This window comes from Paucibacter sp. XJ19-41 (assembly GCF_028462495.1).
Classification (GTDB): domain Bacteria; phylum Pseudomonadota; class Gammaproteobacteria; order Burkholderiales; family Burkholderiaceae_C; genus Roseateles_E.
In genome coordinates this window covers 1-11,567 of sequence record NZ_JAQOWX010000147.1, presented here as the reverse complement: position 1 = coordinate 11,567, position 11,567 = coordinate 1, and the positions used below count along the sequence as shown (strand labels likewise).

At 65.7% G+C, this 11,567-nt stretch carries 11 protein-coding genes and 1 pseudogene; 5 read left to right on the top strand and 7 right to left on the bottom strand.

All coding sequences use genetic code 11. The features are described from left to right. Window positions 1–1,108: M48 family metalloprotease (locus PO768_RS25390; RefSeq protein ID WP_272648263.1), on the bottom strand; the 1,108-nt coding region annotated here is incomplete at its 3' end. A 71-nt stretch (window positions 1,109–1,179) separates the two neighbouring features. On the opposite strand from PO768_RS25390, the gene moaC reads away from it, so the two are divergent. Next, window positions 1,180–1,659: a cyclic pyranopterin monophosphate synthase MoaC gene (moaC, locus tag PO768_RS25385; RefSeq protein WP_272648262.1), complete on the top strand. Its 480-nt coding sequence runs from the start codon at window positions 1,180–1,182 to the stop codon at window positions 1,657–1,659. A gap of 189 nt (window positions 1,660–1,848) precedes the next feature. Here the strand turns inward: moaC and PO768_RS25380 are convergent, their stop codons facing one another. Further along, window positions 1,849–2,289, bottom strand: coding sequence for a hypothetical protein (locus tag PO768_RS25380; RefSeq protein WP_272648261.1), 441 nt, complete (start codon window positions 2,287–2,289; stop codon window positions 1,849–1,851). After that, window positions 2,282–3,187: an endonuclease/exonuclease/phosphatase family protein gene (locus tag PO768_RS25375; protein WP_272648260.1), complete on the bottom strand. Its 906-nt coding sequence runs from the start codon at window positions 3,185–3,187 to the stop codon at window positions 2,282–2,284. The genes PO768_RS25380 and PO768_RS25375 overlap by 8 nt, the downstream gene beginning before the upstream one ends. Window positions 3,188–3,246: 59 nt before the next feature. Between PO768_RS25375 and PO768_RS25370 the strand changes: the two genes are divergently transcribed. Then, window positions 3,247–4,215: a thermonuclease family protein gene (locus PO768_RS25370; RefSeq protein WP_272648259.1), complete on the top strand. Its 969-nt coding sequence runs from the start codon at window positions 3,247–3,249 to the stop codon at window positions 4,213–4,215. Between the two features lie 9 nt (window positions 4,216–4,224). On the opposite strand, the gene PO768_RS25365 is transcribed toward PO768_RS25370, so the two are convergent. Further along, window positions 4,225–5,943, bottom strand: a complete 1,719-nt coding sequence (locus tag PO768_RS25365; RefSeq protein WP_272648258.1) for a PglL family O-oligosaccharyltransferase — start codon at window positions 5,941–5,943, stop codon at window positions 4,225–4,227. Window positions 5,944–5,954: 11 nt separating this feature from the next. Between PO768_RS25365 and PO768_RS25360 the strand changes: the two genes are divergently transcribed. Together PO768_RS25360 and PO768_RS25355 are read left to right on the top strand one after the other, a co-directional pair. Next, window positions 5,955–7,256 carry an alpha/beta hydrolase gene (locus PO768_RS25360; RefSeq protein ID WP_272648257.1) on the top strand — a complete coding sequence of 434 codons (1,302 nt, stop codon included), beginning with the start codon at window positions 5,955–5,957 and terminating at the stop codon, window positions 7,254–7,256. 168 nt (window positions 7,257–7,424) lie between these two features. Further along, window positions 7,425–8,480: an alpha/beta hydrolase family protein gene (locus tag PO768_RS25355; protein WP_272648256.1), complete on the top strand. Its 1,056-nt coding sequence runs from the start codon at window positions 7,425–7,427 to the stop codon at window positions 8,478–8,480. Between the two features lie 20 nt (window positions 8,481–8,500). On the opposite strand, the gene PO768_RS25350 is transcribed toward PO768_RS25355, so the two are convergent. After that, window positions 8,501–8,992 carry an ASCH domain-containing protein gene (locus PO768_RS25350; protein WP_442953300.1) on the bottom strand — a complete coding sequence of 164 codons (492 nt, stop codon included), beginning with the start codon at window positions 8,990–8,992 and terminating at the stop codon, window positions 8,501–8,503. A 186-nt stretch (window positions 8,993–9,178) separates the two neighbouring features. On the opposite strand from PO768_RS25350, the gene PO768_RS25345 reads away from it, so the two are divergent. Further along, window positions 9,179–9,910 carry a CPBP family intramembrane glutamic endopeptidase gene (locus PO768_RS25345; RefSeq protein ID WP_272648254.1) on the top strand — a complete coding sequence of 244 codons (732 nt, stop codon included), beginning with the start codon at window positions 9,179–9,181 and terminating at the stop codon, window positions 9,908–9,910. Here the strand turns inward: PO768_RS25345 and PO768_RS25340 are convergent. Both PO768_RS25340 and PO768_RS25335 read right to left on the bottom strand, forming a co-directional pair. Beyond that, entirely contained in the window at window positions 9,907–11,058 is a 1,152-nt protein-coding gene (locus PO768_RS25340) for a HupE/UreJ family protein (protein ID WP_272648253.1), read from the bottom strand. The two genes, PO768_RS25345 and PO768_RS25340, sit on opposite strands and share 4 nt — an antisense overlap. Then, window positions 11,055–11,567: pseudogene (locus PO768_RS25335) on the bottom strand (hypothetical protein); the annotation flags it as partial. The gene PO768_RS25340 and the pseudogene PO768_RS25335, both read right to left, overlap by 4 nt.

Sequence of the window (11,567 nt, the reverse complement as noted above, 5' to 3'; positions counted from 1 at the left end):
GGGCCGAGCGCGGGTCGCTGCCCATCATCTGCAGCAGCAGCTCGGCGCTGCGCAGCGCGCTGTCGGCGCGGCCGTAGTTGCGCATCTTGATCGAGGCCAGCGCGCTGGCATAGCGCGCGCCGAGCTGCTCGAAGCCATTGCCGGCCGTGCCGCCGCGGCTGTCGCGCACGCCGGCGTCGAGCTCCTGCAGCTTGGTCCAGGTCTCGGCGCGCGGGTCCATCAGCACCCGCGAGCGCGCCGCCATCAGCGCATGCAGGGCCAGGCCATGCGGCCGCTCCATCGTGCCGGTGCCCAGGCGCGCGCGCGCCTCGCCGATGCGTTCGCTGGTCAGTGGGTGGGAGCGCAGATAGGGGTAATTGCCGGCGTCCATCAGATGGTAGGCCTGCTCCATGCGCTCGAACATGCTGGCCATGCCCGAGGGCGCATAGCCGGCCTGGGTCATGAAGTTGAAGCCGACGCGGTCGGCCTCGCGCTCCATATCGCGCGAGAAGCTCAGCGAGGCGGCGGCCGCGACGGCCTGGCTGCCGACGATGGCGGCCTGGGCCGCATCGGGGCTGCCCGAGCGCGAGGCCACCAGCAGGCCGGCGATCAGGCCGGCGGTGGCCAGGAGGCTGTTGCGCGAGTCGCCGGCGATGCGGCGCGCGATATGGCGCTGGGTGATGTGGGCCAGCTCATGGCCGAGCACCGAGGCCAGCTCGTCGGGCGCGCTGGTGATCGCGATCAGGCCCAGATGGGTGCCGACGAAACCGCCCGGCAGCGCGAAGGCGTTGACGCTGCGGTCACGCACCAGAAAGATGTCCCAGGCGAAGCGCTGCTGCGTGTCGTCGCCGATCTGACCCAGCTGCTTGGCCGAATTCACCAAGGGGGTCCACAGTGACTGCACATACTCGAGCAGCAGCGGGTCGTCGAGATAGTCGGGGTCGATGCGGATCTGCCGCATGATCTGGTCGCCGATGCGGCGCTCGTCATTGACGTCCAGGTCCTGCGACACCGAGTCGCCCAGGGCCGGCAGATTGACCTGGGCCTTTGCGGGCAGGCCCGGCAGCAGCATCAGGGCGGCCGACAAGGCCACGGCCAGGCGGCGCGGGCGGGTCATCAAACTAGGCATTCGCGGCATTCTCCAGGCAGGTCAGACGCCTATGATGGCAGATCGCAGGTTTCCAGATTGTTGCCGCTGCCATGACTTCCGCACTCACCCACTTCGACGCCCAGGGCCAGGCCCATATGGTCGATGTGTCGGCCAAGGCCGAAACCCATCGCATCGCCCGCGCCGCCGGCCGCATCTCCATGCTGCCGGCCACGCTGGCCCTGCTCACCCGCGGCACGGCCAAGAAGGGCGATGTGCTGGGCATCGCCCGCATCGCCGCGATTCAGGCGGCCAAGCGCACCGCCGAGCTGATCCCGCTGTGCCATCCGCTGCCCATCACCCGCGTGGCGGTCGAGTTCGAGATTGATGAGTCTGGCGCCAGCGTGCAGTGCACGGCCCAGGTCGAGACGCTGGGCCGCACCGGCGTCGAGATGGAGGCCTTGACGGCGGTGCAGATCGGACTGCTGACGATTTACGATATGTGCAAGGCCGCCGATCGCGGCATGGTGATGGGCGAGATCCGCGTGCTGGAGAAGCAGGGCGGCAAGAGCGGCGACTGGTCGAGTCCGTGATCTCCAAAGCTTGTCTTCCTGCCAATCGAGGAGGGCTACCTCGATACATGTCGCTGGTGCTTATTTTTCTGCGCTACCTGAACTAGTGCAGGGGCTCCAGCATGCTTGTAGCAAGGGTGGCCGATAGGGCATAGCCGAGATCCTGCGATAGTCCGCAACACGGCCGATTTCATAACGTCGTTCGAGTAATTAGCCGACGGGCGGATGGTTCATTGCGGCTTCGATTGCCTCCCCGACCATCGGGGTACTGAAGAGCGATGAAAGTTCTTTAGTCAGCGACTCGGCGTTGTCACATGAAGTATGTCGTTGACCCCACAGAACCGAGCAGGGATAGCCACTCTCGCTCTGCTTCCAACGAGCAATGTTTCTTGGTCGAAAATCTGTGCTTTGAGGATTTCGCACTGCGAGAACATGCTCGGAGTTCGCCTCGCTGTCCATTGCTAGAACAACCCTTGATAGGGCGTTCAGGGTGTCAGCTAGAGGCACGATTGCGATTTCCGCTCGTCCCTGGCTTATCTCACGGAGTGCTTCATTGAACTGAGCGAAGACACCACGCACCTCATCGCGGTTTTCCTGCGCTTGCTTTGCCGCACTCAACCCTCGATGGAATGGGCTGGAAAAATCAACCATTTGCTTGGTTCCTGATAAGGCGCCCAACAATGGGCAAGTGGTCAAAAACAGAGGATTTCGATTCGATCAGCGCCATTAGCGCAGGCTCGTCGAGTACGCGTGTAGCCATTTCGTCCAGCATCCACCCACTCTCGCCATTCACAAGCGAGGCAGAGAACATCATCTGATCAAAAGTCCTCCATCGGGTAACTTGCCCGGATGCATGAAAGTAGGTCCCCCGGTCACTGAACTGATGCGCCCCATCCGTGTGCTCATACGAAGTCATATGGCGCCAGAAAGGGTTGTAGAGCAGTTGAGGGGTCTTATGCACAAGAATCCGGTCCCTTGAGGTTAGCAGTGCGTTGTCCATCACTGGATCGAAAGGCTCGTCATTAAAGTCGCCAAGCAGGACTAGCGGCGCGACTGGGCTTGCTTCAAGCGCGAGGTCGATAGATTGACGCAACAGGTGCCCCAGCATCAAACGGTCAGGTTCAGACGCACCCACATTTAGCCTGCTAGGCCAATGGGACACATACGTGTGAAAAAGACTGCCGTCTATCAGTTCCACATCAAACCGTTGAGCCACTCGCGTTGCCCGATTTAGTTTCCATCGGACGAGCGCTTCCCGAGGCGTCACCAAGAGTTGATTCCTGTAAATCAGACTCGTATCGAAATGACTACGTCCGGCTTTTTCCTGGGCGTGCAAGACGGAGAAATTCAAGAACCTCTGGCCAAGGAACTCCTGCATCGACGCGACATCGCTTTCCGAAACCTCTCCCAGTGCAAGAAAGTCAACCTTAGCGACATCCAAGAGCCTCCCCAGTACAGCTGCTGCGGCCTCAAGTTCCCCGGGGCTAGCCCTCTCCAGACTTTTCGTCGGTGACAGCCCGGTGTTCCACCATGCCAAGGTCAGTTGCATATCAATACTATTGCTCCCTCTTGTACGGAGATCGTACACAACTGGGTGTCCACTCGCGCATGCGGTTGTTGGCGTCGTCATCGCCAGTTCTCTGGATGTATTGCGACAGGCGTTTGCCTAAGGTTGCGCTCACGACCAATCAGGGAGGCTTTGTGGGAACAGTCAATCTGCTCAACACGGGAGGTGTTCCTTTCCTGATGCTCCGGGGCATCTGCGTGGTGCGCACCGGCCAGCAGCCCGATGGAGATACCTTGGCCTTTGCCGCCGCGAAGGCTTATAAGAGCAATCGTGTCAAGACCAATGTGCCGGTCGACCCCTCAGGGAAGCGAACGGTGAACATCAGGCTGCAATCCATCGATGCCCCCGAGAAGGCGCAGCCGCTGGGAGCCAAGGCCCGGGATGCCTTGCTGAAGAAGGTTGGCATCAGTCCGAAGGCCATGGGTCTGACGGATCAGGATTTCACCGCCGATGGCCCGCTCACTGCTGTGCCAGCCTGGCTGGCCACTCATGGTCTGGACGGAAACCAGCGTCCGCTCGGCTACATTTTTCCGAGCCTGTCCGGCTTTGCCCACGGCCAGGAGGTTTCAGCGGCAGCAGTCACGCCCTTGGTGAAGTCCAGCGTGAATCACAGCCAGGCCGCTCGTGGCCATGCGTTTCCTGCCTATTACGACAACACCGAGGAAGCGCATGCGCTGGTGTTTCAGGCTGCTGCTGCGGCAGCGCGCAACCGTTCGTTGGGAGTATGGGCCGTCGATGCAACGACTCGAGGCTTTGTGCCTACGAAGTCGGCGTTGACAGCTGCCGGTGCCCTGGTCTACCCCAAATTCTTCCGTCGAGTCCAGGAATGGAATGATCCGGCTCCGACGGTCGCCAAGTTCATCCGTTGGCTGAAGGCTCAGTCAGACGGGCAGAAACTGGTGTTGGGCGCCGAACGCGATCCACTGCCTTTGTGGAAGCTCTTCAAGACTGTTGATGCCAAGCGGGTGTCCGTGCCTTACGACGTCAACAAGCTCTGGTTCAGCGAGTGATCCTAGTTCTCACTGGCGCATCTCCCTGAAATCGTAGTCGCGTGACGGCTGCTCGCACTGGAAGGGCGGCGGCTTCAGCGCCCTGACCTCTGGCTCCTCGCATTCGGCCAGCCAGTCCTCGGCCTGCTTGTTGCGGAACTCGCGCAGGCGTTGCACGACGTAGCGGGCCCGGTCGGTGTCGCCGCTGGCGTGCAGGGACTTGGCCCAGGCCATCATCAGCCGCGTATCGATCAGCTGGTGGGCGGTGCGGCGGGTCGCTTCCAAGGCGGCCGGGCCGGCGGGCAGGCTGGTGGCGGCCGCGTAGTCGGCCTGCGCGCCGAAGAACAGGCTGTGCTGACCGCGCGCGATGCGCTGCTCCAGCGGCGCGGACTGTGCCGGCGGCATATAGATCTCGACCACGCGCAGATAGTCCCACAGCGCGAAGGCACTGCCGGCGATCATCAGCACGCCGGCCGCGCGCAGCGCCCCGGCCGGCAGGGTCAGGCCTTGCCCGGCTTTGGTCGGCGCGGCAGCACCCAGGCACAGTCCCAGCGCGAACACGGCCGGCAGCAGGAAGTAGACGTACCACAGCGGGTACTCCAGCAGGCTGTGCAGGCCAATCATCAGCACGATCATGAAGGCGCAGCGCAGCAGCGGCGCCGCGCCATCCGGCGCCCGCAGGCCCGAGAGGAAGGCGCGCCAGACCGAGCACAGCAGCAGCGCGATCACCAGCAGGCCCAGCGGCCAGCCCAGCTCCACCAGCAACTGCATCGGCAGATTGTGGGTGTGGTCGAAGAAGGCGGTGGGCCGAGCCGGGAAGGGCGTCATGGTCCAGGCCAGATTGAACTCGCCCCAGCCCACGCCGGTCAGCGGGTATTGCTGCAGCAGGCGCCAAGCATTGGCCAGGATGGCCAGGCGCGAGGGCGAACCCGCGCCCTCGGCCAGCCGCGACTCGGCGCCGAAGGCCTGGCCCGAGCTGGCGGCCCAGGCCGACATCAGCAGCCAGCTCAGGCCCAGCATCAGCGGCGTGGCCACCAGGGCCCAGCGCGACAGCCTGCTGAGCTTGCGGTCCAGCAGACCCCAGAGCGCCAGCAGGCCGACACCTATCATGCCGGTGCGCGAGGCGCTCAGCACCACGGCGAACACCAAGGCGAACAGCAGCGCCGGCAGCGCGGCCCCCCAGGGCCGGCCCCGGCGCGAGTTGGCCAGCCAGACCGCCGCGACGCAGGCCCACATCAGCAGGCTGGCCAGATGATTAGGCTGGCGCATATTGCCGACCGCCCGGCCGACCACGCCGGAGCGTGCGATCACGCTGCCATCGGCCCAGCCCGGCGCGAACACCTGGACCAGGGCCACCGCCACGCTCAGCAGCCCGGCCACCAGCAGAGCCAGGCAGAACAGGTCCATCACCGGCTCGCGCGCCCGCGCGTCGCCACCGGCGCGCAGGCCGGCCAGCAGCACCATCAGCGCTGCGGCCAGCGCGGCGGCGCTTGATGCGCCATTGGGTGCGACCAGCGCCGCCAGCAGCAGCAGCCCCAGCGCGAGCAGCGCCGCGTTCGGGCGCAGGCCCTGCCTCGCCGGTGCGAGCAGGTACAGACACAGTCCCCAGCCTGCCAGCGCGGCGAGCTGGTTGAACAGCGTCGCCATCGGCGTCAGGTTGTAGGCGATCAGCGGCGGCAGCGTACAGGCCGCCAGCAAGGCGGCCAGCAGCGCGGGTGAGGCATGAAGGGGGTGCGTCGGGCGATCCATGGGGCGGCATCATGGCATGCCGGCGGCCTCATCCGGGGCTCATGTCGGGTTCATGGCCGGCTCAGCTTAGGTGGGCAGCATTCGTCTGTTCCCAACTTGGCTCCAGAGCCATCCCTGCAATGAAGTTTCGAAGGACGATGACCGCAGCGGGCGCGCTGCTCTGCGCCGCCTGCCTGATGGCTTGTGGCGGCGGGGGCGACACCCGTTCACTGGTCAACAACAATGACGTCGCCACGCCGGCAAGCATCAAGGCTGCCGCACGCACCGAGCGATTCACCTATCTGATGCCCGCCGTTCGCGGCGGTCACACCAGGACCGACGCGCTGCTCTTCACACCGACAGGCGCGCCACCGGCCGGCGGCTGGCCGCTGGCGGTCTGGGCCCATGGCACAACAGGCGTGGCCGATGCCTGCGCACCCAGCGTTGACACTGACTGGAGAGATGTGGAAACGCCCGTCAATGCCTTGCTGCGGGCGGGCTTTGCGGTGCTGGCCCCGGACTATGAGGGGCTGGGCGGCCCCGGCGTTCATCCCTACTACAGCCTCAGCAGCCATGGCCTGAGCATCGTGGAGGCGGTGCGCGGCGCGCACGATTTCGCGAGCGCCCGTCTGAGTGCCGACTGGGTCGTGATCGGTCATTCGCAAGGCGGGCATGCGGCGATGGCAGCGGCGCAGCACGCCAGTCGTCTGGAGGCTCGCCACCGCTTGCGGGCCGTGGCCGTGCTGGCGCCCGGAACCGATGTGGCGGCGAGTCTGCAAGACTTGTTCGGGATGATCGACTCGCTGGAGCAAGCCGGCCAGACGGACGCTGCAGGCGCTGCTGCCTACTCGCTGGCTTTCAACGGCACCATGGTCGCCTATGGTCTGCAGGCGCAGGATGCTGCGCTTGCTCCATCTTTGTTGCTGCGCCCTGAGTTCGAGGCTCTGGCCGCGCAGGCTTTGACTGTCAAGCGCTGCAGGGACTTCGAAGACGCCGTCGGTCGGGCACTGTTTGAGCACATCAAATCCGACCGACCCATCGCCAGCTTCCCTGCCATCCGACGCGATGCCTTGAGCCAGCCAGCGCTGCGCCGGGCCCTGGACCGCACTCGGCCGGGTATGGTGAAGCTGGCCGCCCCGGTGCTCTATCTGCAAGGGGCACAGGACCTGCAGACACCCGCCGTCACGGCGCGCAAGCAGGTGGAGTTGATGCGTTCCGTGGGCACCGAGGTGAGCTATGTCGAGGCTGCTGACGCAGACCACGAGGCCATCGCAAAAGGCACTCATCTGGACGCCGCCATCGCCTTCCTGCGTGAGCGCATGAAGCCGCAATAAACAGGGCGTTCCGCAAGCGCCGGCGCGTTCTATCCCGATTCACAACGATCCCGAAGTATGTTGATCTCGACAAAGTCCTTGCCACGACTCTCGCGCCCGTGGCGACAGCGCAGCGCCGTGCTCGCACTCGCCGCGCTTTGCACTGCTTGCGGTGGGGGCGGCAGCTCCTTGCCCGAGCAGCTGAATACCCGGCTGCAAAGCTACGACGGTCGCTGCGGGCTGGAGCCCTTGCCGAAAGGGGCAATGGCCTTGCCCGAGCCCACCGGCAAGCACTGCGTCGGCAAGATGCGCCTGCGACTCGCGGCTGGGGCGGCCACGCCCGAACAGGCGCAGCCGCTGCCTCTGACGCTTTGGCATCCCGTGCGGCCGCAAGTGCAGGCCAAGAGAGCCGGCTACCTGGACCCGAAACTGCCATTGCAGCTGATCGCAAGCCTTGAAAGGCCCTGGCGAGTGCCGCTGGAGGGCGCGCTGCGCATCAAGACCCGCGCTCTTGCCGACGTGCCACCGGACCTGGCGCAGAGCTGGCCGGTCATCCTCTTTTCGCCGGGCTATGGCTTCAATGTGGACTTGTACAGCAGCCTGCTTGAGGAACTGGCCAGCCATGGGTTTGTTGTCGTGGGCATTGACCATCCTCTTGTCTCCATGGCGGTGGCAACGGATGACGGCAGCGTCATCCCGGCCGCAGAAAGACCTAGCAGCGAAGCCGAGCAACTGAGCCTTTTTGGCTGGCTGCATGAGGGCATGGTCGGCAACCAGGCTCGGGTGCTTGACTGGCTGGAGTCGGCCAACACCAGCCACTTCGGCGGGCGGCTGTCACTGCAGAAGATTGCGGCGCTGGGGCATTCCATTGGCGGCTCGGCCGCGCTGCAGGGCGGCCGTCAGGATCCGCGCATCAAGACCTCGGCCATCATGGACGGCAGGGTCTGGGGCGAAACCCGCCAGCCCTGGCCGCACCCGGTCCTGGTGCTGCTGTCGGGCGACCCGGCGGACCCCAGCTTGAATGAGGTGGCTACCTTGAATCCCGCCCACAAATCGGTCGATCTGCTGCTGGGTGCGGGGCACAACGATTTCAGCGACTTCAGGCGTCTGATTCAGGCCTCGCCGATGAGTGCATCGGCACAGGAGCTGGCGCAGATGTCGCTCGGCACGGTCGACCATGGCATGCTGATCGGACAGATGCGGTCATCGCTGCTGCGGCAGCTCAAACAGCAGCTGTCGCCGTGATGCACAACGCTGCGCTCCGCTCACAACCAGCGCGGCTTCGCGGCATAGACCAGCCGGAAGCGTTCGCAGACAACCGGCATCTGGCCGCAGGCCTCCAGCCCCAGCCGCGCGCATTCGCGCGAGAAGTAGTCCCAGTGGCTGCCTTGCCAGTGCGCCAGCGAGAGGTCGCCCTCGCCTTCGGAGGCGGCGAACTCGGCGGTCACCGCATCGAAAGAAAGCAGCTGTACGCTGGTGGTCTCGATCACGCACAGCGGCCGCCCTGCCCCGTCGGTGACCACGCTCAGGGCGTCTCTGGTCGGGGGCAGTTCCCCCTGGGCTTGGAGCGACCAGAGCAGGGTGGATGTGCCGGTCTTGCTGCCCTTGAGTACCTTCAGGGCCAGGGCATCAGCATCCTGCGGGTTGTCCGAGAAGCTGAACGCCTCGTAGAACCGGGACGAAACCTCGACCCCATGGTCAGCGATGAACGCGCGCCAGAAGGCTTGGACCGGTGGTGAACTCTTGTTGATCGGCATCCCTGCTCCCTGATCTNAAACCTCGACCCCATGGTCAGCGATGAACGCGCGCCAGAAGGCTTGGACCGGTGGTGAACTCTTGTTGATCGGCATCCCTGCTCCCTGATCTTGTCGACGGGGCACGATTTGACGCTACTCGGCTGAACGGCTCATGAACCCCATCACCCATCGAAAGCGAACCCACTGATGAAGACGCGATTTTTCCTGCTCGCCATGCTGGCGGGGCTTCCCGGCGTGCTGCTGATTGCCTGGTTGGTGCTGCCGCAAATGCTGCAAGGGCAGGCAGTGCCGGCCCCGCTGTGGGTGCTGCAACTGGCCAGCGGCGTGCAGAGCACTGCCTTGCTGGCCCTGGCCGGTTGGGTGGGGATGAGGCGGGCGGACAAGGTCGGACTGCGAGCACCGCTGCTGACGGCGATGGCGCAGCGCCAGTCACCATGGCCCTCATTGCGACGGCTGTGCTGGCCCGGACTCATCGGCGGTGTGCTGGGCGGTGTCTGGCTGGTGCTGCTTGCACGGTTCGCGCCCGCAGAGCTGCTGCAAGTCCAGCAGGCGATCCAGGTCCCGCTGATCGCCAAGCTGCTCTACGGCGGGATCACCGAGGAACTGCTGATACGGTGGGGCTTGATGACGCTGGCGACCTGGGCGATCTGGCGGGCGCTCGGTGCTCGCCGCAGCGCGCCGAGCGCCGCACATCTCTATGCCGCGATTGCCGTCAGTGCCCTGATATTCGGACTCGGCCATCTGCCGGCCTTGATCGCCACTCTCGGTGCCGTCACCCTATCGACGGCCTTGTTCGTGGTCTTCGGCAACACGGTTTTCGGCCTTGTGGCCGGGTGGCTGTTCTGGCGATGCGGGCTCGAGGCTGCGATGCTGGCGCACGCCATCGCGCATCTGGTCGCTCATATCGCGATGGTTTAGCCCGACGCGGCAATGATGTTGAGAGCCAAGGCCCGCTCCAGCAGCCAGACCAGGGACAGCACGGCCGCCAGCAGCGAGCCGCCGCCCAGCAACCAGCGGCTGTAGAAACTTTGCTTTCGCAGCAACCAGGCCAGCGGCACGAAGACCGCGACGATGAGCAACTGCCCGGCCTCGACGCCCAGGTTGAACATCAGCAGCGGCCCGGCCAGCGCGCCCTGCCCCAGCCCCAGATCCTTCAGCGCACCGGCAAAGCCGAAGCCGTGGATCAGGCCGAAGGCGAAACTGAGCTTCCAGCGCGAACGCTTGACCACCGGGTAGAGGTTGTTGATCGCCGCGAGCAGCACGCTGGCCGCTATCAGTGATTCGACCCAGCGCGATGGTGGGTCCAGCACGCCGAAGACGGCCAGGCCCAGCGTGATCGAATGGGCGGCGGTGAAGGCGGTCACGACGCCGATCACCTCGACCAGCGCCGGCCGCAACACCGGGGCCGGGGCCCAGCTGACCGACAGCCGCAGCAGCACCGCTGGCAGCAGCAGCACCAGCAGGAACAACACGTGGTCGATGCCGATCCAGATGTGGTGCACGCCTTCGAGGAAGAAGCCGCCGAGTCCCAGTGCGGCGGCGTCGTCGCCCAGCTTGAGCTGCTGTGGCCGGCCATCGGGTGCCAGCACCAGCAATTGGTTCGCCTGCTCGCCTCGCTGCAGGCGAGCGATGCCCCGATGGGTCGGGTCGCTGGACGCAAACAGCCGGTAACCCAGAGTCAGGTCTTGCGGCGGGGCTTCGCAGTGCCAGCTGCGGCTCAGCACCGCATAGCGGCCATCGCTGTGCGAGCTGATCTGCAGCGGCCGATAGGCCTCGGGCTTGCAGGCCTGGCCCTTGGCATCGCGCAGATCGAGGCTCAGGCCCTGCTCGGCCAGGGCCTGGATCGCCGGGGCGCGGGAGCGCAGCTCGCCCCATTGCAGCGCGCCGTCCGCATCGGCATCCAGATCCAGTTCGCGGTCCAGATCGCGCAGTGCGATGTCAAAGCGCTGCTCCAGCTTCGCACCCTGCAGGCTCAGGCGCAGATAGGCATCGCTGGGCTTGTGGGCCAGCGCCGGCAGCGCGACCAGCCACAGCAGGGCCGACAACAGGCATGTCAGCGCTCTCATCGCGCGGCCTCCTTCGCGCGGGCCAGCAGCAGCGCATCGGCCGGCTCGCGCTGCTGCGCCCAGTTGGCCTCGGCATGGGCCAGCGCGGCCTTGGCATCACCTCGCAGGTCCAGCGCGAAGCGGGCCAGCTCGCGCTCATGGCCACCGTCGCCGCGCAGCCCTGCGGCCTCGAAGCGGGCCTGCAGCTCGGCCACGGCCGGTTTGGCGCGGGCCGTATCGCCGTTGCGCTGCCAGGCAATCGCCAGGCGCAAGAGCAGCGCGTCGGCCGACGCCTGGCCCTGCAGCAGCGCGATCACCGCAGGCCAGCGCTGGCGTTCCAGCAGCCAGTCGGCATAGGCGGCCCGGGTGTAGACATCGTTGTTCAGCTCCAGTGCGCTGCGGTACAGGGCCTCGGCCGTCGGCTCGCCGCGTCGGTGTGCGAGTTCGGCGCGCAGCAGCGCGATCCAGGCGGCGGGTGCACCGGGCTGGCGGGCCAGCCGCGCCAGCTCCTGCGCGGCCGCGTCGCCCCC

What these genes read in the sequence shown, in the direction of transcription:
- moaC (WP_272648262.1), top strand. Translation starts at nt 1,180, where the DNA reads ATGACTTCCGCACTCACCCACTTCGACGCCCAGGGCCAGGCCCATATG.
- PO768_RS25380 (WP_272648261.1), bottom strand. Translation starts at nt 2,289, where the DNA reads ATGGTTGATTTTTCCAGCCCATTCCATCGAGGGTTGAGTGCGGCAAAG.
- PO768_RS25375 (WP_272648260.1), bottom strand. Translation starts at nt 3,187, where the DNA reads ATGCAACTGACCTTGGCATGGTGGAACACCGGGCTGTCACCGACGAAA.
- PO768_RS25370 (WP_272648259.1), top strand. Translation starts at nt 3,247, where the DNA reads ATGCGGTTGTTGGCGTCGTCATCGCCAGTTCTCTGGATGTATTGCGAC.
- PO768_RS25365 (WP_272648258.1), bottom strand. Translation starts at nt 5,943, where the DNA reads ATGGATCGCCCGACGCACCCCCTTCATGCCTCACCCGCGCTGCTGGCC.
- PO768_RS25360 (WP_272648257.1), top strand. Translation starts at nt 5,955, where the DNA reads ATGGCATGCCGGCGGCCTCATCCGGGGCTCATGTCGGGTTCATGGCCG.
- PO768_RS25350 (WP_442953300.1), bottom strand. Translation starts at nt 8,992, where the DNA reads ATGCCGATCAACAAGAGTTCACCACCGGTCCAAGCCTTCTGGCGCGCG.
- PO768_RS25345 (WP_272648254.1), top strand. Translation starts at nt 9,179, where the DNA reads ATGAAGACGCGATTTTTCCTGCTCGCCATGCTGGCGGGGCTTCCCGGC.
- PO768_RS25340 (WP_272648253.1), bottom strand. Translation starts at nt 11,058, where the DNA reads ATGAGAGCGCTGACATGCCTGTTGTCGGCCCTGCTGTGGCTGGTCGCG.